The sequence below is a fragment of the Micromonospora sp. NPDC005163 genome (assembly GCF_053599835.1).
The window spans coordinates 1-25,728 of sequence record NZ_JBSFYP010000070.1 but is presented as its reverse complement, the minus strand read 5'-3'; the positions used below and the strand labels follow the sequence as shown (position 1 = coordinate 25,728).

The 25,728-nt window shown below is 67.9% G+C and carries 17 protein-coding genes and 1 pseudogene; 5 read left to right on the top strand and 13 right to left on the bottom strand.

Annotated elements, in window-relative coordinates; translation table 11 throughout:
* Positions 1-92: 92 nt before the first annotated feature.
* On the bottom strand, positions 93-2,543 hold the full coding sequence (locus tag ACWD6N_RS31440) for a hypothetical protein (RefSeq protein ID WP_450005744.1): 2,451 nt from the start codon (positions 2,541-2,543) through the stop codon (positions 93-95).
* Positions 2,544-3,250: 707 nt separating this feature from the next.
* Here ACWD6N_RS31440 and ACWD6N_RS31435 point away from each other — a divergent pair.
* The 5 genes and pseudogenes from ACWD6N_RS31435 (at position 3,251) to ACWD6N_RS31415 (ending at position 9,911) form a co-directional block, all read left to right on the top strand.
* Complete coding sequence (locus ACWD6N_RS31435; protein ID WP_449939081.1) at positions 3,251-3,880, top strand: FAD-dependent oxidoreductase; 630 nt, start codon at positions 3,251-3,253, stop codon at positions 3,878-3,880.
* 132 nt (positions 3,881-4,012) lie between these two features.
* A pseudogene (locus ACWD6N_RS31430) lies at positions 4,013-4,225 on the top strand (SulP family inorganic anion transporter); the annotation flags it as partial.
* 78 nt (positions 4,226-4,303) lie between these two features.
* A complete protein-coding gene (locus tag ACWD6N_RS31425) occupies positions 4,304-5,371 on the top strand; it encodes an integrase core domain-containing protein (RefSeq protein ID WP_450005742.1) in 1,068 nt (355 codons plus the stop codon).
* A 66-nt stretch (positions 5,372-5,437) separates the two neighbouring features.
* On the top strand, positions 5,438-6,208 hold the full coding sequence (locus ACWD6N_RS31420) for an NPCBM/NEW2 domain-containing protein (RefSeq protein WP_450005740.1): 771 nt from the start codon (positions 5,438-5,440) through the stop codon (positions 6,206-6,208).
* A 760-nt stretch (positions 6,209-6,968) separates the two neighbouring features.
* Positions 6,969-9,911, top strand: coding sequence for a beta-L-arabinofuranosidase domain-containing protein (locus ACWD6N_RS31415; RefSeq protein ID WP_450005738.1), 2,943 nt, complete (start codon positions 6,969-6,971; stop codon positions 9,909-9,911).
* Positions 9,912-10,275: 364 nt separating this feature from the next.
* Here the strand turns inward: ACWD6N_RS31415 and ACWD6N_RS31410 are convergent, their stop codons facing one another.
* The 12 genes from ACWD6N_RS31410 to ACWD6N_RS31355 form a co-directional block, all read right to left on the bottom strand.
* Positions 10,276-10,833 carry a hypothetical protein gene (locus ACWD6N_RS31410; RefSeq protein ID WP_354968804.1) on the bottom strand — a complete coding sequence of 186 codons (558 nt, stop codon included), beginning with the start codon at positions 10,831-10,833 and terminating at the stop codon, positions 10,276-10,278.
* Positions 10,834-11,371: 538 nt separating this feature from the next.
* A complete protein-coding gene (locus tag ACWD6N_RS31405; protein WP_450005736.1) occupies positions 11,372-13,636 on the bottom strand; it encodes an immunoglobulin-like domain-containing protein in 2,265 nt (754 codons plus the stop codon).
* Positions 13,637-13,911: 275 nt separating this feature from the next.
* The gene (locus tag ACWD6N_RS31400; RefSeq protein ID WP_450005734.1) at positions 13,912-14,898 is read right to left on the bottom strand and encodes a LacI family DNA-binding transcriptional regulator; all 987 of its coding nucleotides are present in this window, start codon (positions 14,896-14,898) and stop codon (positions 13,912-13,914) included.
* Between the two features lie 370 nt (positions 14,899-15,268).
* Entirely contained in the window at positions 15,269-16,216 is a 948-nt protein-coding gene (locus tag ACWD6N_RS31395; RefSeq protein ID WP_450005732.1) for an aldose 1-epimerase family protein, read from the bottom strand.
* A complete protein-coding gene (gene araA / locus ACWD6N_RS31390; protein ID WP_450005730.1) occupies positions 16,213-17,727 on the bottom strand; it encodes an L-arabinose isomerase in 1,515 nt (504 codons plus the stop codon). The genes ACWD6N_RS31395 and araA overlap by 4 nt, the downstream gene beginning before the upstream one ends.
* Positions 17,724-18,455, bottom strand: a complete 732-nt coding sequence (locus ACWD6N_RS31385; RefSeq protein ID WP_450005755.1) for an L-ribulose-5-phosphate 4-epimerase — start codon at positions 18,453-18,455, stop codon at positions 17,724-17,726. Before ACWD6N_RS31385 ends, araA begins: the two co-directional genes overlap by 4 nt.
* Positions 18,456-18,475: 20 nt before the next feature.
* The gene (gene araB / locus ACWD6N_RS31380) at positions 18,476-20,218 is read right to left on the bottom strand and encodes a ribulokinase (RefSeq protein ID WP_450005728.1); all 1,743 of its coding nucleotides are present in this window, start codon (positions 20,216-20,218) and stop codon (positions 18,476-18,478) included.
* A 49-nt stretch (positions 20,219-20,267) separates the two neighbouring features.
* Positions 20,268-21,323 carry an ABC transporter permease subunit gene (locus tag ACWD6N_RS31375; protein WP_354968719.1) on the bottom strand — a complete coding sequence of 352 codons (1,056 nt, stop codon included), beginning with the start codon at positions 21,321-21,323 and terminating at the stop codon, positions 20,268-20,270.
* The gene (locus tag ACWD6N_RS31370; protein ID WP_354968720.1) at positions 21,320-22,405 is read right to left on the bottom strand and encodes an ABC transporter permease; all 1,086 of its coding nucleotides are present in this window, start codon (positions 22,403-22,405) and stop codon (positions 21,320-21,322) included. The genes ACWD6N_RS31375 and ACWD6N_RS31370 overlap by 4 nt, the downstream gene beginning before the upstream one ends.
* A complete protein-coding gene (locus ACWD6N_RS31365; RefSeq protein ID WP_450005726.1) occupies positions 22,402-23,949 on the bottom strand; it encodes a sugar ABC transporter ATP-binding protein in 1,548 nt (515 codons plus the stop codon). Before ACWD6N_RS31365 ends, ACWD6N_RS31370 begins: the two co-directional genes overlap by 4 nt.
* 166 nt (positions 23,950-24,115) lie before the next feature.
* A complete protein-coding gene (locus ACWD6N_RS31360) occupies positions 24,116-25,054 on the bottom strand; it encodes an ABC transporter substrate-binding protein (RefSeq protein ID WP_354968722.1) in 939 nt (312 codons plus the stop codon).
* A gap of 449 nt (positions 25,055-25,503) precedes the next feature.
* Positions 25,504-25,728: hypothetical protein (locus tag ACWD6N_RS31355; protein ID WP_450005724.1), on the bottom strand; the 225-nt coding region annotated here is incomplete at its 5' end.

Below are 25,728 nucleotides of genomic sequence, written 5' to 3'. Positions count from 1 at the left end.
GTCGGTCGCAAACCGGGGTTCGTGTGCTCCGGGTGCGGTCCTGGGCTGGGAGAACAGGGGTTCACTCACCCGAGCACCTACCCAAAGCGTGGTCAAGCGGCTGCACCGGGAAGCCGCCGACGCCGTGGCCAACAAAATCGCCACCAAACGGCGACGCGGCGCGTGAAGGAAGGTCCACGCATGTTCGGCGACGCCGCCGGCGAAGAGTCGGGGCTTTCGCGGGTGCGGGTCGGCAAGACGACCGGCTCCTGCGGCAGCGGCGTCAGTGCTGCGGTGAGCTCATGCATCTCAAGACCGTGTTCGGTGCCGTGGTGGTTGGTTCGGTCGACGAGCTCCTGTATGGCGGCCCGGTAGTGGGGGTCGGTGTGGTAGGGCCAGTGGCGTTCGACCGGCGGTGGGACGGTGTCCGCTGGGTCGATGGTGAGGGCGCGGGGGTCGCGGAGTCGGACATCGACCGAGCTGGCGGCCGGGTTGTCGCATGGCCGCTGGGCGCCGCGGTGGTGGTCGAAGATGGGTCCGCCGATCGGGTCGGTGTCTCGCCAGAGGTTGTGCCATCGCCAGTCGAGGCGTTCGCCGATGTCGCGCAGAACGTGCTCGCCGAGGTAGGCAGGGTAGAGGCGGGCGTAGATGCGGCGCAGTGGGCTGCCGTGGGTCAGCAGCGCCACTCTGCGCAGGGCGGCAGGTGGCAGTTGCAGGACGGTGGCTGCGGCGAGGACGGAGCCGTGGCTGTGCGCGGAGATGACGACTGGGCCTTGTGCGGCGAGGGCGGTGACCCGTTTGGTCAGTTCGGGCACGGCTCGGGCGGCGTAGCAGGGGGGTGCGAACGGGTGGACGGTGCGCGGCCAGAAGGTGCCCACATCCCATAGGACCGCCACGAGGCGTCGGGTCTCGGTGGATCGGTATGAGCGGTATCCGAGGATCACGAGGCCGATCACGAGCAGGCTGATGACCCAGACCCCGGCGTCCGTGACGTACGCGGCGAGCAGCGCAGTTCCGCCGCGTGTCCCGCTGAGTTGGGCGGCGAGCTGGGTGGGCCCGATCCCGATCAGGTCGAGGGCGATGGTGGCCAGGCCGAGCGAGGAGATCAGGAAGAACGCGACGAGCATCGGGCCGAGTTCCTCGGTTAGGTGGGACTTGGCGACGGTCTCGCGTACGGCGTGGAGCCGACGCGCCGCATGTGGGGGGACCTGGGGAAAATCGTGTGCGATTACGCGCTGCGCCAGGGCGCGTCGCCGCCGACGGCTGAGCAGGAGCGTGGCGACGGCTGCCGCGGAGACGATCAGCAGCGCGGTAAGTCCGGCGAGCGCCGCCCACCAGTACGCGACGGGTGGTTCGAGGGGACCGATGGCAGGTGGGTTCGGCCGGATCGGGTCGGGGATGTTGCCGCGGTCAAGGTGGTCGGCGACCCGGAAGACCAGCGTGGCGGTGAATGCCGCAGCGACACTGACTGACAGCGCCGCCACGATCGGCGTGCCGAGCCCGCGCAGAAAGGGCGGGGCCCCGGTCGGGTTCGCCCGCGCTCGTGCGAGCGTGACGACGGCGATCGTGACGAGCAGGACGCCTTGGGCCGCCGTCAGGCCGGCGGCGGCGGCCTCGTAGCCGGGCAGCTGCCCGGCGGTGGGCCGAACCGATCGGGTGAGGGCGGCGTAGCTGAGGCTCAGAGCGGTCACCACGGCGGTGATCACCCACAGCGGGCGCGCGACGCGACGGGCCCGCGCCCGGCTCGCCGGCACGGGCAGGCAGAGCAGTACCGCGCAGAACACCACCAGGGCGGCGGCGGCGAACAGCAGCGGGCCGAGTGGATTCCGTCCGCCGTCGGACACGCCGGCCAGGAGGCTGGCGTCCAGCGTGCCGGCGCCGATCCCGACGTGGATCTGGCGCAGCCAGGACGTCACCCACTCGTCGTGCCAGAACCCGGGCGTGGACAGGCTCTCGGTCCTCTCCGATGACTTCGGCTCCCCCGGTGTCGGGTCGAAACCCTCGAGCGCCCGCGCCGACCGTGCGCCGATCGCCCAGATCACGCGCAGCGCGAGCAGGGGGATCAGCGACAGCAGGGCCAGGCGGGGACCTATCGGCATCGCGGCGAGCCAGGACAGGTACGGGCGATCAGCCCGGCACTCGACGTAGGGCACGCATTGCCAGCCGACGAGGTTCAGCGTGACCCCGACGACCGCGAGCGTGAACGCCACGGTGAGGGTGCCGGCGAGCAGGCGACACAACGCGCCGAGCAGGCCCAGCCGGTCGTTCGACGTCGGGCGCAGCCAGATCGCGAGGTTGCCCAGCATGAACGGCAACAGCAGCAGCATCGAGGCCGTGCGCACCGCCGCACCGGCCGTCAGGGCACCCCAGCGGTACGCCTCGACCGCGACCCCGGCCGTGGCGCCGCCGGCCGTGCCGGTCCCCGGCCGGGTGCGGTAGAACCCGGCGTGCCGGTCCCCGGCGACACGCACCACGATCGGTTGGTCGAGGATCGTCTCCGCCGACGCGCCGTACACCCCGTGCACCCGCAACTCGACGGCCTCACCCCCGGGTGCTGTGCCCACGAGGCCAGGGTCACAGAAACTACCGCCACCCGCTGCCGAATCGGTCGAATTGAAGCGCCCCGGGTGCTGTGGAGACCTCAGCTGTTGGCTCCAACCACCTCGCGAGGGCCGGTGTTGAGCGTGGAACATCGATTCGTATTCGGTGGGTGGGACGTGGCCGGTCGCGGAGTGCAGGCGCTGGTTGTTGTACCAGTCGACCCATTCGGCGGCGGTGTGCTCGGCAGTTGAAGATCAGTCGGGCGTTGGGTGGCCCCTCCGGCCAGCTCTCCGTCGCGTATCGGCTGCCGCAGATCTAACGGCGGTCGCCACCCGCGCTGGGCCTACGGACCGTCGATCGGACGGGGCTCGGCCTTGCGATATCGTCAAGGTGCCCCCACCGGCGTCGAGCGGTCCGCGTCCGCCGGCTGGCGACGGTCCGCAGGGCACCCCACGAATCCAGGGAGATACCGATGCTGGAGCCTGAGCCGGCTCAAGACGTCCACGCCGAGGATGCCGGCAGGCCAACCACGGCCGAGACCGAGACCGACGAGGTTGCCGTTTACGCAAATCGGGCTGCCCGACGCGCGAAGGGCAAGGTGGCCTCGCCTCAACCGTATGGAAAGGGTCAGCGCCCCGGCGGCCAGGGCTCGGTCCAGAGCCCGCGCCAGTGGGGTAACCGCCGAAGCGGCTGATCCGTTGGTGGAGCTTTCGTCGGTAAACGGCTTCCGGTGTCCGCGGCGAATGGTGGCAGGGGGCAGAGCGGGAGCAGCGGGGCGCGTCGAACGGCGCTGAATGGCGTTGGGCCCCTCGGCCACGGCGTGGCCTCCTGCGCCACCTGCGACGGGTTCTTCTTCCGGAACCAGGACATCGCCGTGGTCGGCGGCGGCGACACCGCCATGGAAGAGGCCACGTTCCTCACCCGCTTCGCCCGCAGCGTCACCATCATCCACCGCCGCGACATCTTCCGCGCCAGCCAGATCATGACCGACCGGGCGCTGAGCAACGACAAGATCAAGGTGGCGTGGAACAGCGTCGTCGAGGAGATCCTCGGCCACAACGGCGCCGTCGCCGCGGCCCGGCTACGGGACGTCCACACCGGCCAGACCCGCGTCCTGCACGTCACCGGCGTGTTCGTCGCCATCGGCCACGACCCGCGCAGCGAGCTGTTCCGCGGCCAGGTCACCCTCGACGGTGACGGTTACGTCACCGTCGACTCCCCCGGCACCCGCACCAACCTGCCCGGCGTGTTCGCCGCCGGCGACCTCGTCGACCACACCTACCGCCAAGCCATCACCGCCGCCGGCACCGGCTGTGCCGCCGCCCTCGATGCCGAGCGCTACCTCGCCGCCCTCGCCTGACCGGCGCCGTCCGGGGTCCGGTCAGCTCACCCGGGCCTCGGGCGGCGGATCCGTCCCGGGGCTACCCAGCCAGTCGGGCGCTGATGTCGGCGACCGTGGCCTTCGCCGTACGCCCCGGTCGTCCGGCCGCGTCTGTCCCGTCCGTCCTGGCTGTCGCCGAAGGTGTTCCGTACCGAGGTCCTCGCCGGCCTGGTCGTCGCCCTGGCCCTGATCCCGGAGGCGATCTCCTTCTCGATCCTGGCCGGGGTCGACCCGCGGGTGGGGCTGTTCGCCTCGTTCACCATGGCCGTGACCATCGCGATCTGCGGCGGCCGCCCGGCGATGATCTCCGCCGCGACCGGTGCGGGGTTCCAAAACCCTGCCACCGCAGCTGACCTGGCCGGATGTATTGCCTAGCAGCGATGCCAGCCACCATCGTTACTCATGGCCCCCCGACTGATCTACCTCGTGTTCTGCCGGATCGCCGGCTGGCTGGCTCTCCTCGCCTGCACCACCGCAGCCAAAGATGTGGAGATCTTGGTTCTCCGTCACGAGAACGCGGTCCTCCGACGGCAGAACCCCACACCGCGTCTGGACTGGGCCGACCGTGCCGTGCTCGCCGCCCTGATCAAGCTCCTGCCCCGAGCGTTGAAGGTGCACCGGCTCGTCACCCCAGCCACGGTCATGCGGTGGCACCGGCGGCTGGTCGCCCGACACTGGACCTACCCGAACCAGCCAGGACGCCCACCAATCGACCCAACTGTTGCCGCTCTAATCGTGCAGATGGCCCGGGACAACCCCGGCTGGGGCTACCAAAGAATCCAAGGTGAACTGCTCGGCCTCGGCCACCGGACCGGCGCCTCCACGATCCGCCGGATCCTCAAACGGCTTGACATACCACCAGCGCCGGTACGCCGCGACCACACCACCTGGCGACGCTTCCTCCGCACGCAGGCATCGACCAACCTCGCCTGCGACTTCTTTCATGTGGACTGCGCGCTCACCCTGAAGCGCCTGTACGTCTTCTTCGTCATCGAAGTCGGCAACCGCTACGTCCACATCCTCGGCATCACCGCCAACCCAGACGGGCCATGGACCGCCCAACAGGCCCGCAACCTACACATGGACCTCGGCGACCGCGCCGACCATTTCAAGATCCTCATCCGTGACCGGGCCGGGCAGTTCACCACCGCCTTCGACACCGTCCTGGCCGACACCGGCATCACCGTGTGCAAGATCCCACCACGCTGCCCGCGAGCCAACGCCTACGCGGAAAGGTTCGTCCTCACCGCCCGCACCGAGGTGACCGACCGCATCCTCATCTTCGGTGAACGGCACCTACGCCGAACACTCAACGAATACGCCCGTCAATACAACGGTCGGCGCCCCCACCGGGCACTGCAGCTGCAGCCCCCACGCTCCGACCATCCCGTCGTTGACCTGACCCACCAGCGGATCAAACGCCGGCCCGTCCTCGGCGGGCTGATCAACGAGTACGAACGAGCCGCGTAGAAAGCCCAGCTCAGACCAAGTGACAGGGTTTTGGAACCCGACAGGGTGCCGCAGACGAATCTCGGGGTGACGCCCACTCAGGCGGAAACGCGACCGGGCAGCACCATCGACGTACGCGGCACCTTCACCCTCCCCGCGGGCGAGCCAATCCGTGACGTCGAACTGCGGGTGACCCCGCCCGCGGGCTGGAGTGCCAGCGGTGCGACGGTGTCGGCGAAGCGCATGCGGGCCGGCGAGTCGGTCAGCGGCGCGTGGACGGTCACCGCCGCGGCGGACGCGGCTCCCGGGTACATGGATGTCCCGGTCGTCGCCACCTACCGCTTCTCGGATGATCCGGAGCGGCGCCCGGTGCATGTCGAGGAAGCGGTACGGGTGTTCGTTCCGCCGGCGAATCCGAGCGGAACCGCGTACGTCAGCGACCTGCCCTTCCTGAGTAAGAGCAACGGATGGGGGCCGGTCGAACGGGACCGGTCCAACGGGAAGATGGACGCCGGCGACGGGCAGACGCTGGCCATCGGCGGCACGACGTACGCCAAGGGCATCGGCACTCACGCGCCCAGCGAGGTCACCGTGTGGCTGGGCGGCGCGTGCAGCCAGTTGCAGGCCGAGGTCGGCATCGACGACGAGGTCACCCAGTCCGGCTCGGTCGCGTTCCAGGTCTTCGGCGACGGTCGGCAACTCGCCGACACCGGGGTCGTCCGGCGCGCCGATGGCGCGCGCCCGCTCGGCGTCGACGTCAGCGGAGTGCGCATGGTGACCTTGAAGGTCACCGACGGTGGGGACGGTAGGAACTTCGACCACGCCGACTGGGGCGAGGCTCGGGTGACCTGCGCATAAGCGGGCCGCCGGGAGAGCCGACGAGGGATCCGGGAGGGTTCGGTCACCAGACACCGGGCCATCCCGATCCCGCCGGCTCACTCCGATGGGAGGTGCGAGAGGGTGGTCAGGCGGCGGACCCACCCCTTACCGCCGGCTCACGGCGGAGACCTCAACTCCAGCCGGCGGCTGGCCAGCATCGTCATGGTGGTCACCCTGCTCGCCTTGGTCCTGAGCGGACTCGGCCTCCTCTACCGGCCTTCGGGTGCCCTGGCCGATGGCAGGCCCGAGGCCACCGCGCGGAATGCAACGCCGCCGCCCTCCGAAGTCCGAACCCTTCGCAAGAGAGATGCGGTGGACTCCAGCTGATCCCAGTCCCTGGCGATGTCGCAGGTGTGCACCGGCGTCTCGTTCGCACCCAGTGCGGTGAAGCCGCCCGGGGGCCGGCCGGCCCCCGGGGGCCAGGCGGAAGCCGTCGGTTCCGGTGTGGACAAATTCGGTGCCGTCGGGGTGGGGTGGCAACGACGGGCGGGGCCATCGACGCGCACAGACCTCTTGACCGTGTCCAAGTGATCGCTAACATGGGGAGCACGCACGGCAGTAGCGCTCTCACCACCGGCAAGACTCCGTCCCGCCTGAGCTAATTCCCCGCCATCGTCTGCCAAGCCGTCACCCAATGCGCCGCGATGTTAGCGCGAACATTTCCTTTCTGGCGGCGGGGTGGCCGGTATGTCCCGTCCCGGCCAGCGAGCTGGTCACAGCCCAGAACAAGGAGAGTGACGTGAGCAAGCAATTCTCCCGGCGGAACCTGTTGCGCATTGGCGCATTGGCGGCCGCCGCCCCGGCCGCGATGACCCTCGCGCCAACCGCGCCCGCAATCGGTTCGCGCGGTACCCCCGGCGACCGAGGCGGCGCCGGAAGCAAACACCCACGGCCGGGCTGGGAGGCCGCCAACTGGCGGGTCAAGCCCTTCGCGCTGAACCAGGTCGCTCTGCGCGACGGCATCTTCCGGCAGAAGCGCGACCGGATGCTCAACTACGCCCGGAACTACCCCGGCACCGGCGGTGTTTTCGACGGGCCGGACCGCATGCTGCACCTGTTCCGGGTCAACGCCGGCCTGTCCGCTCCCGGGACCTGGCCGGGCGGTTGGGACACCCCAAACCACCTGCTGCGCGGCCACTTCACCGGCCACTACCTGACGATGCTGTCGCAATGTTGGGCCGACACCGGCGAGGAGGTCTTCCTCGACAAGCTGGACTACCTGGTCGAGGAACTGGGCAAGTGTCAACGGGCGCTGGACGCCCGGCCGGTGGGTCGGGTGCCGGGCCGTTCGGGCAAGGCGGTACGGCTCAGCGACCCGCACCCCAACCAGTACGTCCTGCTGCCCGCGGGCATCCTGGCGGACGTCGCGGACGTCACCATCACGGCCTGGGTGAACCTCGTGGCGGCGCAGAACAACGCCAAGATCTTCAGCTTCGGCACGGGTGCCAACGTCCACCTCTCGCTGACCGCGCGGGTCTCGGCGACCAACCCCGGTCCGCGTTTCGCGATCACCAACAGCGGCACCAGCGCCGAGCAGCGGATCACCGGCGACAACGTTCCCGTCCCAGTCGGTCAGTGGGCGCACGTCGCGGTCACCCTCTCCGCCGCGGACGGCACCGGTCGGCTCTACGTCGACGGGGTCGAGGCCGGCACGGCCGCCATCACGCTCACCCCGGCGAGCCTCGGTGCGACCGGCAACAACTGGATCGGGCGCGGGCAGAGCAACAACGATCCGCTGCTGAACACGTCGGTCGACGACTTCCGGATCTATCGTCGGGCGCTGAGCGGGACCGAGGTGCAGGCGCTCGCCGCTGAACAGGCGTCGGCCCCGGCCGCGTCCCCGGCGGACCTGGTCGCCTGGTACCGCTTCGACACCGACGGCGAGACCGCAAGCGACCACTCGGGCAACCGGCGGGACGCGAGGATCATCGGCACCAGCTACCGCGGTTTCCTGGCCGCGTTCCCGGAGGGCCAGTTCAGCCGCCTCGAGCCGCCGACACTGCAGCCCAACAGCGGGCCGAACGCGGTCTGGGCGGTCTGGTACACCTGCCACAAGATCATGCGAGGGCTGCTCAACGCGTACCACCTGACCGGCAACGAGGAGGCCCTCGACATCGCCTTCCGGATGGGCGACTGGGCCTACCAGCGGCTCAGCCGGTACAGCCAGGATGAGCTAGATCGAATGTGGAACATCTACAGCGCGGGCGAGGCCGGGTCGATGAACGAGGTGATGGCGGAACTCTCGGCGCTGGCCCACGGCTCCAAGAAGCGGGCGCAGTACCTGGCGACGGCGAAGGCTTTCACCTTCACCACCCTGTTCGACGCCTCCCTTGCTGAGCGGGACGAGCTCAACGGGCGCCACGCCAACCAGTACATGGCGCCGAACATCGGCTACCTGCGGATCTTCGAGCGGACCGGGGACCGGGACTTCCACGTCGCGGCCAAGCACTTCTGGTCGATGGTGGTGCCGCACCGCACCTTCAGCAACGGCGGCGCCGGCCGGAGCGAACACTTCGGCCCGCGCGGCGTCATCACCGCCGGATTCACCTCATCGTCGGACCCGAGACACGCCGAGACCTGCTGCGCCTACAACATGCTGCGGCTGACCCGGAACCTTTTCTTCCACGACCCGGATCCGGCCTACATGGACTTCTACGAGAAGGCCCTGCACAACCAGATCCTCAGCTCGCGGCGGGACGTGGACAGCGTGACCAGCACGGAGGTGACGTACCACCAGAACATGTGGCCGGGCCGCTCCCGCCGGATCGGCAACACCGTCGAATACAGCCGGTACGGCAGCAACGGCAGTTGCTGCAACGGCACCGGCCTGGAGAGCCACACCAAGTACCAGGAGACCATCTATTTCCATTCGGCCGACGAGTCGACGCTCTATGTCAACCTCTTCATCGCCTCGACCCTCACCTGGCGCGACCGGGGCTTTGTCATCACCCAGGAGACGCGGTACCCGACCGAGGGGTCGAGCCGGCTCCGCTTCGAGCAGGGCGGCGGGCGGTTGAAGGTCCGGCTGCGGGTGCCGGCGTGGGCGACGCAGGGCTACACGGTACGGGTCAACGGGCGCGGCCAGCGGCTGGAGGCCGAGCCCGGCAGCTACGTCACCCTCGACCGGCGCTGGAACCGCGGCGACACGATCGACATCGACATGCCGATGAGCTTCCGGGTGGAGAAGGCCCTCGACGACAAGTCGGTCCAGTCGATCATGTATGGCCCGACCCTGATGGTGGTCCGCGACGCGACGCCGAGCTACCGCGAGTTCAGCTTCTATCGCGACCTCAAGCTCAACGGCGATCTGGCCAGTTCGATCCAATCGACCGACGTGCCGATGCGCTTCACCACGCACGGCTACACGCTGGCGCCGTATTACATCTCCGACCCGGTGCCCGGCGAGTTCAACGCCTACCACCCGTACGTCAAGCGGATCGAGCCCGATGTGGTCTTCGGCACGGTCGGGTCCGGAGTGCCCAACGACGGCGTACGCGACGAGAACGGCGAGACCTTCCTCGACCGGGTCTGGGCCGAGGCACCGTTCGCCAGCCACGGGCACTTCCTCCACCGTGTGCGGCAGGTTTCGGCCGAGTGGGTCACCGCCGGCCGGCACACCGAGGAACAGCGGCAGGCGATCCTCGACGCCGCCACCCAGGCGCGGCGCGACCTGGACGGTTGAGCGTCGTCGCGCGGGGCCGGTCCGGGCGGTGTCACCGTCCGGACCGGCCCCGCGCTGCGGCCAACCCCACCCCAAAGCCGCAGCGACGGCCGTGATCAGGAACGCGATCCGGAAGTTGTGATGCCGTGGCGACAGCCGATGATCGCGCAATGTCGCACCTGAGCGTGGGCAGCGGGGCGGGGGTGGTAGCGGGGCGCGCCGCTCATCGCAACGGCGACACCCACACCCGCCTGCAGCACGTCGCTGCCGCTGAGCCCACCGGGAAACAGTGGACTCAGCGGCAGCAAGGGGCCGTGACACCAGGGCACGCCAGGAGATCAGGACGGCAGGGTGGCCGAAGGTTCCGGCCACCCTGCCGTTTCCGCTACCTGGCGGTGCTTTCGATCCAGTCGATCAGCCGCGTGAACGCGGCCTCAATCTCGACGTAGTCGAGATCCTCCTCCTCCAGCTCACCCCAGACCGCCCGGTACAGCAGGTCCAGGGTGCCGAAGCGAGCTAATCGATAGCCGAGGGAGTCCTCGCCGTACTGCCGGCCGAGATCCAGAGCGGCTCCGAGGCAATCGGCCGCCATTCCGGAATTCGGCGCGTACAGCACCTCTCGCTCCCGAATCGCGCGCAGGGTGGCGGCAAAATCGTACAATCCGCTCTCGTCGCCTCCTGTTGCATCAGGTGCGTAGGCTCGCTTCGCCTTCCGGCGGAACGTCAGGAGTTGCTCATCGTCCTGGAACGAATGCTGTCCTGAGTCCGGGAGTTCCTCAATCAGTTCCTCGACGGTCGGAGTGAGGACGAGCCTGCCGCCCACCGTTAGGAACCGGTCCGGGTCACTGCCACCCGACAGTGTGTAACCCGAGATGAGATCAAGGTTGACACCGACGATCCACAAAGTGGTTGCTCCACTGAGCTCCTGGAGCGGTTCACCCATCGGGAACCTCGAAACCATCGAACCCGTCCGCCTCATCGTCCCGACCGTTCAACACCCTTTTTGATCTTAAAGCGTGTTTGAGATGGGGTTGATCAGGTCCAGGTGCAGGTGCGGCGGGCTTGACGGCGTGCCGGTTTGCCGCGGGTGATACGGCGGGTCATGCCGGCGAATCGCCACGCTTGCGCACCTGAAAGACGCGGTGCACCACCTACGCCCGCCTATCAAGGCTGCTGGGAATCCCGATACGGCTGTCCACCGACGTGAACGTCCCCACCACTGGTGTTGTCGTTGTGACCTACAAGAGGTCATCTCTTGTCCGTCTGCTCACCGTGTGTTGCAAACTCCGGCTCCAACTCGATGCCTCACTCGCGGAACCTTCACGACGCCTGGATGTTGTCTGGGCATCGCATCTGGATCGTCGGAAGGGCGGCCAGCGCGGGTCGCTGCGCCTGGTGCGGTGCCGGCAGGGCGGGCCCGACGGTGTCCGGCCCGCCCCACGAGTGACTACTGCGCGATCAGCCTGCGTCCGGTGTCGACGTCAACGCAGGTGGAACGCCCGTACCCGGTCGAGCTCGGCCTGGGTGACCGGCAGGACCGTCCCGTGCCGCGGGCGGGAGGGCAGCTGGTAGTTGGTCGACATCGTCCACTCGCCGCTGTCGAGGTCGGTGCTTTCGAACGGCACGTAGCCGCGGCCACCGAACTCGTCGATGAACAGGTACCACTTGTCCTCGGTGTTGGATTTGAAGATCGTCGGCCCCTCACCTTGGTTGATGCCGGGCTCGCCGTCGGCGCCCTTGCCGATGCAGTCGGCGACGAAGTCCCAGTCGAGGTCTCGCAGCTCGGTCGACTTCTCCGCGGTGATGAACTTGCTGCACGGTGTGGTCGAGGTGTTGTTCCGCTCGTCCTTGGTGAACCGGTAGAAGGTGTCGCCTTCCTTGATCACCGTGGAGTCGATGACCGAGTAGCCGGGGTCGACCCACACCTGGGGCTCAGAAAAGGTGCGGAAGTCGCGGGTGGTGGCGTACATCATCCGGTTGTAGGTGCCGCCGGTGTGGTTCGGGTCGTCCTGGCTGTAGAGCTTGGATGCCCAGAAGACGACGTAGGCGCCGATCGACTCGTCGTAGTACGCCTCCGGGGCCCAGGTGTTGCCCGCGGTGTCCGGCGATACCCGGACGTGCCGCTGCTCGGACCAGTTGACCAGGTCGGTGGACTCCCAGACCTCGATGTACTTGCTGCCGGTGCGCTGGGCGGCGTCCCAGTTGCCATTGCCGAAGATTTTGAGGTCGGTGGCGATGAGGTAGAACTTGTCGCCCTCGGGCGAGCGGATGATGAAGGGGTCGCGGACGCCCTTGTCACCGAAGGTGGAGGTAAGGACCGGCTGTCCGCCGTTGAGCTCGTCCCAATGCAGAGGGTCGTTGCCGCGGCTGGCGGCGAGGTAGATCTGCTCGCCGTTGGCGGAGCCTTCGCCGGTGAAGTAGGGGAACGCGTATCCGTCGAGCGGCTCCCGCTTCGGCAGTGGCCGGACCGTGAGGTCGAAGCGCCGCTTGGTTTGCTTATTGCCGAGACGCACGGTCGCGGTGAGCTTGACGGCTACGGGCTGGGCGCCGTACGCGGGACGGGTGACCTCGCCGGTTGGCGTGACGGTCTCGGGCTCTGTCGTCTTCCAGGAGATGGCGGTGCCGTGCAGCCCGGAGGTGGGCAGCGTGATGTTGCCGCGGATGTCGTCGGCGTTCCACACACGCAGGGCGTCAGCTGCTTCGGTGACCTTCTCCTGAGCCGTCAGTTCGGCCGGTACTACGACCGTGAACTGCTTGTCCTGGTGGACCTCGCCAGAGGCGATGGTGGCGGTGAGAACGACGGTGGAGTCGTCGTTGCCCGGGGCGGGTCGGGTGACGGTGCCGTCGGGGGCGACCACGGCATCGTCGATGGAAGCCCAGGTGATGTGCGAACCGTTCGGTCCCGTGGTGGGCAGGGTGAGGTTGTCGGTGACGGCCGAGGTGTCGCCGAGGTCGAGGGCGGCGATGTCGCGGGCGACGCGCTCGGGGTCACTGACCGCGCTGAGTTCCAACACCTCGGCAGCGGTCAGGGCGTGGTCGTAGAGCCGGAAGTCGCGGACCTGGCCCTTGACGTACTTGTCGCCGCTGTAGAGGGAGCGGCCGATGTAATTTGCCGTGGTTGTGCCGCCGCCGATTGCGCCGGGCGTGATAGTCACCCCGGTCTTGCGGGCCACCTCCACGCCGTCCTCGTAGAGCACGGCGGTGCCGCCGCCAAGGGTGTAGGTGAGAGTCTTCCACTGCTCGCGAACGACGTTGTGGTTGGCGGACACGGTCTGCTCGGTGGACCAGTTCCCGGTCGCGATCGAGGTGCGGTAGGCGTTGCCGGTGGTAAAGAGGTAGCCGTTGCCCGCCCCGTTGCTGCTGTTGCCCAAGCCCCAGATGAAGTAGGGGCTGGCCTGGTCGGCAGCGATCCGTACGTCGAGCGATACCGTGATCTGCGAAAGATCACGCATCAGGTTGTCGGGCAGCTTGACGTGACCGTTGGTACCCCCGAGCTGCAGGCCCTCGGCGCCACGCCAGGTGATGTCACCACTGACGGCGGCATTCCGACCGTTCCCGGACGTGTCGGTGACGGTGCCACCTGCTGTCTGGTCCATCGGGTAGTGCACGATCAGGCCGTCGGCGGGGACCGCCTCCCCGTGGGCCGCCGAGGTGCCCAGACTCAGGCCGATTCCGGCGAGGGCGAGGGGCATGGCGAGACGTAGGAGCCGGCGGCGTGGGCCGGCGCGGTAGCTCGATTGCAACATGGACGTCGTTCTCCTGTCGGGCGGCGACGCGCAGGTCGTCCGCCAGTGGCCAGGGTGTAGGGGTGTTGACGCCGACCCTTCCCCGCTGAGGCGGAGGATGCGGCGGGTGGTCAATGGTTAGCGTTAACATAAGAATGTCAACATCTTGTGTCAACCATCAAAAATTCGTCGTCGTGGGGTTGACGCCATCGCTGTTAGCGCTCGCGCCCTGGGCCAAGTGAGGCCAGTCGTGTGCGGTCCATCGGTCTTCTTCACGGCCGCGACAGTGCCGGCGTTCAGGGTGCGCGACCGAGCGCGCTCTGCCGGACCACCAGGTCTGGCGGGATGACGGTCGAACTGCCGCTCTCGCCGTCTCCCTCGATCTCGGCGAGCAGGATCTCGAGGCTGCGTTGCCCGACTTCGCGGAACGGCTGACTGACGGTGGTCAACGGGGGCGTCATGTACGCGGCCTCCGGGATGTCGTCGAAGCCCACGATGCTGACGTCCTCGGGCACCCGGACACCGGCCTCGTGCAGCGCCCGGAGCACACCCAACGCCGTTGAGTCGTTGGCTGCGAACACGGCGGTGGCGACGCCGGCCTTGGCTATCCTCTGGCCAGCAAGGTAACCCGATTTTGCGCTCCAGTCACCGGGCAGCGCCTTCGGCGCCGGCCGGCCCTGTGCCTCCAGCGCGGCCAGCCAGCCCTCCACACGACCGTTCGCCTCGCTCCAGTCGGCCGGACCACGCACGTGGTGCACGGTCTCGTGGCCGAGCGATAGCAGGTAGTCGGTGAGCATGCGGGCGCCGAGCACCTGGTCTACCGAGACGCTGGTGACGTGCGGAAGCGCACTCTCCACCGCGACGACGGGCAGGTTCGTCGGCACGGCACGGATGAGCGCGACCGCGGCGGAGGCCTGCGGGGCGATGAGGACCAGTCCCTCCACGGACTGGTCGACCAGGCGCTGCACGGCCTGCGCCGCCGCCTCGGGCGTCGGACGACGCAGAGTCGCGACGCTGACGGCGTACCCCGCGTCCTCGGCCGCGTGCTCGATGCCATTGAGCGTGGAGGCAGGCCCGTACAGCGTGGTATCGAAGCAGACGACGCCGAGTGTCTGGGACCGGCGGGTGACCAGGCTGCGCGCGGCGCTGTTGCGCCGGTAGCCAAGCTGCTCGATAGCGAGCCGGACCCGCTCGCGGGTCTCCGGCCGGACCGTCTTCGGCTCGTTGAGAACCCGGGAAACGGTCATGTGGGAGACGCCCGCCAGCCGCGCGACATCACTCATCACCGGCAACCGACGGTTGCTCGACACGCTCACTCCGATCGCTCCCAGCCGTGCCGTCTATGGCTCATCATGCTCGATTCCCACCGTTCCATCACGTTCACCACTACTGCCCACACTGGACGACGACCTTGAGCCCGTCGCGCGCCGCCGCCCCAGCCATCCCTCGCACACATCGCTCAGGCCGAAGGCGGCGGTGATGATCGCCGTCAGACCGATCAGCCGGCGGGCAGGCGAGGCGGTGAGTCGACAGCGGATTTATGCTCGCATATATCACCCACCGCGACCACTACCTCCGTGCTGGAGCCGTTCGTTGCCAGACACTTCGTGCCACAGATCAATTTCCCCAAAGTAGTGCGGGCATCCGAGGCTCCTATTCGTCCGCGCTCGACTCGATCGCCGCAATCGTCCATGACACAGTCGTGGACTCGCCAGGATCGAGAAGGATGAGGTCCCGGTGAGAGTTGAAGGCATCGGGCGGGCAAGTCATGGGTTCAACCGCGAGTCCGACGCGATCGTGGGTTGTTCCCGGCAGGTCAGCGGTGTGGACCTGCACCCACCGGCACCTGTGATCCCATGTCATTTGGACTCCGGAACCGGAGTCGTTGGTCACGCGAACGGCATACCGCCCGTTCGCATCGGCGCGCAGATCCGTAAAGGCATGGTCGATACGCGCGTCGGCGATACGGCGTGGGACCCGGAAATCGAAGCGGGCGGGTTCGTCCTCGTCCACCGCGCGCATGCCTGTCGGTATCAGGCGGTCCGCGGTCACTGCGGAGACCTGATCCGCCGGCAGTTCCAGCGTCCAGGCGTCGAGAGGATCCGGTCCCGCGACGAGGTAGGGGTGCGGTCCGGTGCCGAATGGAGCGGTCTGCGCGCCGAGGTTGGTCGCGCGCACCGTCTGCGTGAGTCCGGAGCCATTCAGGGCGTAGGTGGTCTCGAGCCCGACCTGGAAGGGATAGCCAGCCTGTGCCTCGATCGTGGTGGCGAGCACCACGTGGCCGGATCCCTTTTCGATTTGTTTGAAGTCGAGCCACGCGGCAAGGCCATGGAGCGCGTGACCGCGGGATGGCTCCGTCAGCGCGAGGATCTGTTCCAGCCCGGCGAACGTGTAACGGCCGTCCACCACGCGGTTGGGCCATGGTGCCAGCGCGGCACCCCGGTAAGCGGGCCGCACCTGGTCCGCCTCAAAGGGCACCACGAGGTCACGCGCTTGGAACCGCAGCACCCGCAGCGAGGCACCGACGCTGGCGATTGTCGCGGTGTAGTGGCCAGCACGGATGGTGTGCTGCGTGCCTGAAAGCGGTGCGGCTCCGCTCATAGTCCCTGGCTCAGACGGTAGTAGGCCTGGTTCCACCGGAGCTCTCGCTGGAAGTCCCGGACGGTCGTCTTCTCGTCGATGACGACGAGCTCGGTCTTCGCGATCTCGGCAAAGTCACGGAACACGTCGATCCCCACGGCAGTCGTCATGACGGTGTGGTGGGCGGCACCGGCGGCGAGCCAGCACGCTGCCGAGGTCGCGAAGTCGGGCTGGGGGCGCCACACGGCGCGGCCGACCGGGAGCTTCGGCAGGTCGGGAGCCTGAACGTTCTCGACGACGTTCGCGACGAGCCGGAAGCGGTCGCGCACGTCGCTCATCGCGACGACGAGGGCGGGGCCGGGAGCCGCCGTGAAGACCAGGCGCACCGGGTCCTCCTTGCCGCCGATGCCCAGTGGGTGAATCTCCAGGCGCGGCTTCGTGGTCGCGAGCGACGGCGAGACCTCAAGCATGTGGGCGCCGAGGATGCGCTCCGAGCCGGGCACGAGATCGTACGTGTAGTCCTCCATGAGACTCGCGCCACCGGGAAGACCCGCGCCCATCACGTTCGCGACGCGGACGAGAATCGCGGTCTTCCAGTCGCCCTCCGCCCCGAAGCCGTAGCCCTCGGCCATGAGGCGCTGCACCGCGAGCCCCGGTAGCTGCTTCAGCGTGCCAAGGTCCTCGAAGCTTGTGGTGAACGCCCCGAAACCGCCCTCCTCGAGGAACGAACGCAGGCCGAGCTCGATCGCGGCGCCGTTGCGCAGCGACGCGTGCCGCTCGCCGCCGGCCCGCAGCTCGGGGACGACGTCGTACGTCTGCTCGTACTCCGCGACCAGGGCGTCGATGTCGGCGTCGGCTGCCGCGTCCACAGCATCGGCCAGCTCGTTGACGCCCCACGTGTTCACCTGCACGCCGAAGCGCAGCTCGGCCTCCACCTTGTCGCCCTCCGTGACGGCCACGTAGCGCATGTTGTCGCCGAACCGGGCGAGCTTGAGGCTGCGGACCGCCGCCCACCCCGCGGCCGCGCGCTGCCAGTCCTCGACCTGCCGGACGACCTGCGGGTTCGAGACGTGGCCGACGACCGTCTTGCGCGCCACGCCGAGGCGCGTCTGGATGTAGCCGAATTCGCGATCGCCGTGCGCGGCCTGGTTCAGGTTCATGAAGTCGAAGTCGATGTCGCTCCACGGCAGCTCGACGTTCGCCTGCGTGTGCATGTGCAGGATCGGCTTCTGCAGCGCGTCAAGTCCAGCGATCCACATCTTGGCGGGGCTGAACGTGTGCATCCACACCACGACGCCGATGACACCGTCCGCCGCGTTCGCCTCGAGAGCAAGGCGCCGGATGGCGTCGGAGCTGATGAGGACGGGCTTCCAAACGACGCGGACCGGCACGCCGGCGCCGAGCTCGTCGGCGATCGCGCGGGACTGCTCGGCGACCTGGCGGAGCGTCTCCTCGCCGTACAGGTCCTGGCTCCCGGTAAGGAACCACACCTCGTAGGACTCGAAGGACGTGGCGAGCGCGGTGCGGGTCATGCGTAGATCTCTTCCTGCTCGGGCGCGTCTGCGGCGGGGGTGGCGCGGCGGGCATCATCGGCCTGCCCGTACACGTTCTGGTAGCGGTCGTAGAGGCGGTCGATCGCCTCCTGCGGAATCGGGATGAGGGTGCCCGCCTCACGGGCGAGGTGCACGGTGCGCGCGACATCCTCGACCATGACGGCGGCCTTCACGGCGTCCTTCGGCGTCGCCCCGATCGTGAACGGCCCGTGGTTCTGCATCAGTACGGCCCGCGAGCGATGGCCCGTGAGGGTCTCGACGATGCCGCGGCCGATCGAGTCGTCACCGATGATCGCGAACGGCCCGATCGGGATGGGCCCCCCGAACTCGTCCGCCATCGCGGTGATGACACAAGGGATCTCCTCGCCGCGCGCCGCCCACCCCACCGCGTAGGTGGAGTGCGTGTGCACGACACCGCCCACGCCGGCCATGTGGCGGTACACGTATGCGTGTGCCGCGGTGTCGCTCGAGGGTGCCCGCTCGCTGCCGGGGGTCTCGGGGATGACGTTGCCGTCCAGGTCGCAGAGGATCATGTTCTCGGACGCCAGCGCGTCGTAGGAGACGCCGGACGGCTTGATGACGAACAGATCGGCGCCCGGGACCCGGCCCGACACGTTGCCGGCCGTCCAGACGACGAGCCCGTACCGGGTCAGCTCCCCGTGGAGGCGCGCCACCTCCACCCGGGTGGCTTCGATTGCCGATTGCACGTCATGGCTGAAGATCCCGCTCACGCACTGACCCCTTCGACCAGCTCGGGGACGGACTCCGCCGCCCAGTTGGCGACCTGGAGCGCGTCGCGACGAAGTGCCCGCAGCCGCTTCATGGCCCCGGTCGCGCCCGGGCCGAAGTAGTCGTGCAGCGTGCGGTACTCAGCGAAGAGCTGGTCGTATACCGCGGCAGCCGTCTCGTTCGGGGTGTAGACCGAACGGTCGACCGCGCCCATCGCGGCGGCGGCGGCGCGGATGTCGGGATACGCCCCGGCAGCGAGGGCCGCATGGATCGCCGAGCCGAGCGCGGGACCCTGCTCGCTCGCGATCGTCGAGATCGGCAGGCGCAGCACGTCCGCGTACGTCTGCATGAGCTGCGGGTTCTTCAGCAGCCCGCCGGCGACGATGAACTCGGTCACGGGCACACCGGCGGCGGCGAAGGTCTCGACAATGACCCGCGTGCCGAACGCGGTCGCCTCCAGCAGCGCCCGGTAGCCCTGTTCGGGACGGGTTGCGAGGGTCTGCCCCACGATCACGCCCGACAGTTTGTGGTCGACGAGCACCGAACGGTTACCCGAATGCCAGTCGAGCGCCACGAGGCCGTGGGCGCCGACGGGCTCGGCGTACGCCAGATCGGTCAGGTGCTGATGGATGCTCTTGCCGGCGGCGGCAGCCTCGTCGTGCAGGCGCCCGGGCACCTGGTTGTTCACGTACCACGCGAAGATGTCGCCGACCCCGGACTGGCCAGCCTCGTAGCCGTACAGTCCCGAGACGATCCCGCCGTCGACGACGCCGCACATGCCCGGAACCTCGGCGAGCTGGTCGTGGCTCATCACATGGCAGGTCGAGGTTCCCATGATCGCGACCATCTGGCCGGGCTGGACGGCCTGGGCGGCGGGCGCGGTGACGTGCGCGTCGACGTTGCCCACCGCCACGGCGATGCCCTCAGGCAACCCGGTCCACGCCGCCGCCCGGGCGCTCAGGGTGCCCGCGACGTCCCCGAGCTGTCCGATCTGGTGGGCGACCTTGTCGTCGGCGAACCCCGCGAAGTCGGGATTCAGCACCGCCAGGAACTCCCGGCTCGGGTACGCGCCATCCTGATAGATGCCCTTGTAGCCGGCCGTGCAGCCGTTGCGCACGTACGTGCCGGTCAGCTGCCATACGATCCAGTCGGCCGCCTCGACCCAGTGCTCCATCCGGGAGTAGAGCTCGGGGTCCTCCTCCAGCAGCTGTAGTCCCTTCGCGAACTCCCACTCGCTCGAGATGAGACCGCCGTAGCGCGTGATCCACGGCTCGCGCCGGTCATGCGCCAGGGCGTTGATGCGGTCCGCATGCGGCTGGGCGGCGTGGTGCCGCCACAGCTTGACGTACGCGTGCGGCCGCGCCGCGAACTCGGGCAGGTCGCTCAGGGGGGTCCCGTCGGCGAGGGTGGGCACCATCGTGCATGCCGTGAAGTCCGTGCCAATGCCGATCACCTCGCCCGGATCGACTCCGGAGGCCGCGACCGCGGCCGGCACCGCGTGCTTGAGCACCTCGACGTAGTCCTGCGGCGCCTGCAGTGCCCAGTCTGAACCGAGCTGCACCCGCCCTGCGGCGGCCGGTGCGGCGGTGAGGACGTCGTCCATGACGCCGTGCTCGTACTCGTGGACGGCCGAGCCGAGCTCCGCTCCGTCCGAGACGCGGACCACGATCGCCCGGCCGGACAGGGTGCCGAAGTCGACGCCGATCACGTACCGCTCTTGAATACCACTCTGTCCGTTCACCCGGCCACCTCCGTCAACGAGTCCCGAACCTGCACGATCGTTACCGTCCTCACTCGCGTCTGCGTGCGGTCAGTGCTCGCTGCAGCAGCACGAAGACGAGCAAGATGCCACCGGTGATGATGGTCGTGGCCTCGGGCCTGATCCCGCCGTCCCGGGTGATCAGCACGTTCATCAGACCGAGAACGAGCGCGCCGACCACCGACCCGAGGACGTACCCCGCGCCCCCGGTCAGGAGCGTGCCGCCGATCACGACGGCTGCGATCGCGTCCAGTTCCCAGCCGATGCCCGTGATGTTCTGCGCGATACCCAACCGCGAGGTGTAGACGACCGCGGCCAGGCCGGCGAGCGTTCCGCTGATCGCGTACACCCAGAGCTTGGTGCGTACCACGGGCAGGCCCATCAGCGCGGCGGACTGCTCGGAGCCGCCGATGGCGTAAACGGTGCGGCCGGTTCGGGTCCGGTGGAGCACGACGAATCCGACGACGACGACGAGGACGGCGATCAGCACGCCCGGTGTCAGGACCAGGTCATTGACCTTTTCGCCGTCTATGATCTTCAACTTCGTCGCCAGCGATCTGATGGACGAGTCGTCGGCGAGCCGTTCGGGTGTGGTGCTCAGTGTCGAGGCGAGACCGCGGGCGAGGAACATCATCGCGAGGGTCGCGATGAAGGGCTGCACCTTGAAGTACTGGACCAGGACGCCAGACGCGACACCGAAGGCCGTGCCGATCCCGATCATCAGCACCATCACGACCCACGGGTTCCACCCGGCGTTGGCCAGGAGCAACCCGGCGACGCTGGAGAACGCGATCACGGCGCCCACCGACAGGTCGACTCCGCCGGTCAGGATGACGAACGTCATGCCCACCGCGATGATCACCAGATGGGCGTTGTTGATGAGCAGGTTCGACAGCGTGTTGTACTGCAGGATGCGCCCGTAGGCGAGTTCGCCATAGATCATCATGGCGATGAAGATCACGACGGCCGCGAGGGTCGGCACGGTGGTCAGGTTCGTCCGCCACGTCCGCGCCGCGACATCCGTCAGCCGACCGATCCGTGACTTCGTCTCCGCCCCGGGGGGATCGGGGAGAATCGTGATGGTCATGCGGTCACGCTCTCCTTAGGCGCGCGAGCCTTCGGCGCGCGAGCGGTTGGTACGGGGCGCTGCGTGAACAGATTTCGTACCCGCTCGGACTGAAGTAGGCACAGCACGATGATGACCGCCGCCTTGAAGGCGGGCGTCGCCGAGGAGGAGACGCCGAGGAACACGATCGTCTTGTCCAGCGTCGCGATCAGCAGCCCACCGACGACCGCGCCGCCCATGGAGAACTTGCCACCGGCGAGCGAGGCGCCGCCGATCACCACGGCGAGGATTGCGTCCAACTCGAGCTGGTATCCGGTCCTGGAAACGTCGACGGTCATCACGCTCGCCGTCGCGAAGACACCGGCGATCCCGGCTAGGACGCCGCTGACCGCGTAAACCGTGATGAGCAGGCCACGCGGTCTGATCCCCGCCATCCGGCTGGCCTTCGGATTGATGCCGATAGCCTCGATCATCAGACCGAGCGCGCTGCGGCGGACGACGACAGCAACGATGACCACCACCACGACGGCGAGCAGCACCACAACCGGCAAACCGATGACGTATCCGTTCGCGATCCATCGGAACGGTCCGTTGGAGGCGGCTGTGTTCTGCCCCGAGGTGATCACCTTCGCCAGCCCACGGCCGGCAAGCATCATGACGAGCGTCGAAATGAACGGCTGAAGCCCGACGACGGAGACCAGGATGCCGTTGACGACGCCCAGCAGCGCACTCACCGCCAGAGCCAGGCCCAGTGCGCCGAGCGCCACTCCGCTGGAGGTCGAGTCACCGCTCGCCTTGAGAAACTCCATGGAGACCGCGCCGGCGACGACCATGATGGAGCCGACCGACAGGTCGATCCCACCGGTCGCGATGACCAACGACATGCCGACCGCGATCATCAGGATCGGCGCGGATGCCCGAAGGATGTCGAGGAGGTTGCCCACCAGGTTGCCGTTGGCCGAGTTGACCGAAACCGCAAGGAAGGATGGGTCCTTGAGGACGTTTACCAGGAGGAGCAACAGGATCGCGATGATCCCCCAGAAGTAAGGCCGCCGGATCAGGTCTCGCCCCCCCGCGCCGGTCCGCCGCTCTGTCGTTCTCACGCGGTGCTGTCCTTCCCGTCCGGATCGATGATGTCGCTTTCGAGAGCGGCTTCCCCATGCGCGGCGATGATGTCGACGACCTCCTGGGCGGTGACATCGGGTCCGTTGATGATCTCGCCGATCTTGCGGTGGTCCTTCAGGACGACGATGCGATCGCTCAGCCGAATCACCTCCTCGAGCTCGGAGGAGATGAACACGACAGCGACGCCGCCTCCGGCGAGCTCCGCGACGCTCTCCTGGATCTCGGCCTTGGCGCCCACATCGATCCCCCGGGTTGGCTCGTCGAGTATCAGGAGCTCCGGGTTCGTCGCGAGCCAACGGCCGAGCAGTACCTTCTGCTGGTTGCCGCCGGAGAGATTCTTGATCGGCTGCTCGGGGTCGGCGGGTCGCACGTTCAGGGCAGCCATGTATTTGCTGACGATCGCGTCCTGCTCACGGCGCGGCAGCGGCCGCGCCCACCCTCGCTTGGCCTGAACGGCCAGGATGAGGTTTTCGCGGACGGTGAGATCGCCGAGGATGCCTTCGTCACGGCGGTTTTCGGTGGAGAACGCGATGCGGTGGTCGAGGCCGTCGACCGGGGTGTGGATCTCGGACTTCTTTCCCTCGATTTCCACCTCGCCGCTGTCCGGCCGGTCCGCCCCGTAGAGCAGCCGAGCGAGTTCGGTGCGACCCGATCCGAGTAGCCCGGCGAACCCGACGATCTCGCCCCGATGCAGGTCCAGATCCGTGGGCTCGATCGAACCCGTCCGGCCGATCCCGGTCGCCTTCACGAGGGGGATGACGGTCCGGTCGCGCTCCTCGGTCTGACGGTTGGATCCCAAGGACTTCAGCGCCGCGAGATCCTTGCCGATCATCTTCGAGATGAGCACGGTGCGGTCCAGTTCGCGGGTGAGGTACTCGCCCTCGTACTTCCCGTTCCGCAGCACCGTCAGGCGATCACTGATCGCGTACACCTGATCGAGGAAGTGCGATACGAAGAGGATCGCCACCCCCTGGTCACGCAGCCGGCGGATCACCTGGAACAGCCCGTCGACCTCGTTCGCGTCGAGGCTCGACGTGGGCTCGTCGAGGATGAGAACTTTGGAGTCCGTGACCATCGCCCGGCTGATCGCCACCAGCTGCTGCATCGCCAGCGAGACACTGGAAAGGGGTCGGCGCGGGTTGAGATGCCCGAGCCCCAGCTTGGCGAGCGCTTCCGTCGCCGCCTTGTTGGTGGCCCGCCAGTTCACGCCGATCCGGCCGCGCACCTCGTGTCCGAGCATGACGTTCTCACCGATCGTCAGGTTCGTACACAGGTTCACCTCCTGGTACACGGTGGAGATGCCCGCCGCCTGGGCGTCGGCGGTGCCGTTCAGGCGCCGCCCCTGCCCCGCGATCAGGATGGACCCGGCATCGATCCGATAGACGCCTGTCAGCGCTTTGATGAGAGTGGACTTGCCGGCGCCGTTCTCACCCATCAGGGTGTGGACTTCCCCCTGAAAGAGTCGGAAGTCGACGTTGTCGAGCGCCTTCACCCCGGGGAACGCGATGGAGATGCCCTGCATCTCGACGATCGGTGGTGATCCTGTCATTTTCCCTACCTCGCAGCTGCCGCCTGCAACCACCACGATCGACTCGCAGTGGTGATGTCACGCGGTGCGGGGCCTCCCCCGGTTCGGAAGGCCCCGGCACCGCCGGCCCAGATCGGGGCCGATCGGGCGCCGCCCGGAACTAGTACTTCCGGCTGGGCAGCGCCGTCTTGGCCGCATCCGGCGAGTTGAACGTCAGGCTCGGCACGATGATGTACGACTCGACCTTGTCACCAGCGAGAACCTTCTTCACCGCGTCCAGGGCCGTCTCACCGAACAACGGGTTGTACTCCGCGACGAAGCTCAGCTTGCCGTCCGCCAGCGCCTGGACGGCGTTGTGCGTGCCGTCGATCGTGGCGATCTTCACGTCCTTGCCGGGCACCAGGCCAGCCTCCTCGACAGCGAGGACAGCGCCGAGGCCCATCTCGTCGTTCTGCGCGAAGACGAGCTGGACGTTGTTCTTGTTCGACTTGAGCACCGTCTCGAAGACGCTCTTCGCCTCCTCCGTCGACCAGTTGGCCGTCTGCGCGCCGAGCTTCTTGAACTCGGTCTTCGCGCCGATCGTCTCGTTCCAGCCACGGTTGCGCTCGTTGACGACGGAGACGCCCGCGGGCCCCTCGATCACGAAGTAGTTCGCCCCCTGGGGGAAGGTCTCCGCGGCCCATCCGGCGACCGACTTGCTGACCTGCAAGTTGTCGGGCGCGATGCGGGTGGCGTAGAGGTCGGTCGCGTCGGGCTCGATGCCACGGTCGATCAGGATGACGGGAATCTCCGCCTCCTGGGCGCGCTTGAGCGAGTCCTCCCAGCCCGAGCCCTCCGTCGCCGACAGCAGGATGACATCCACGCCCTCGTCCACAAAGGACGTAAACGCGTCGATCTGCGACTTCTGGTCCAGGTTCGTAGCCGGGGCGTACTTCAGGTCGAAGCCGGCCTCCTTTGTGAAGGTCTCCTGCATGTTGGCCTCGTTGGCCTGCCGCCATGCACCCTCCGGACCGACGGCTACAAAGCCGATCGTGGTCAGCTCGTCGCCTCCGCCAGTGTCGCCTCCACCGCTGGAACACGCCGACAGGCCAATCGCCATGACTCCCGCGCTAACGACGCACAGTAGCCGGCGGAATCTCCTGTTCCTCGCCATCTGGTCTCCTCCTCAAAATCGGCTCGAGGCAGTCCCGAGCCGGGTGGCAGTCAATATCGTGCAGTCGCGTTCGGTGTGCGCTGACAAGCGAGCAGATGTTATCGCTAACACTGTCGAGACACAAGCCTAATTGGAATCGGTTGAAATGACGGGTTCGCGCGACCGATAGAGCTGTAACCGGGAGTTGCCAGTTCGTACCGGAGCACGGTTACTGCGCCGCCCAGGGACTGCGCGGCGTGGTTGAAATAGCGAATTGCTGCCCACGAGAATTGCCGGGCGTTATTGACGCGTCAAGGCGTTTGCCCAGCGGAATGTGGGCGATACCGCGGCCCGGTCGACTCGAGTCGACCGGGCCGCGGCCTTTGGTGGGCGGATTCGACGACGGCCGGTGTCTCCTATGGAGCGAGTTCCTTGTTCGACCGGGCCGCGTGGGAGACGATGAGGTCATTCTCCGCGGCGGTGAAGACGCCCGCATCGAGGAACTCCTCGGCGATGCGGGTGACGGTGCTGACGAACTGGCCGTGATTCTCGAAGGGCGCCTGATCCCAGACCAGGTCGAGGAAGGTCGGGCCGTCGGTGCCGGGTGAGGTGATTCCCTGCACGGGTACGTCGTAGTTCGG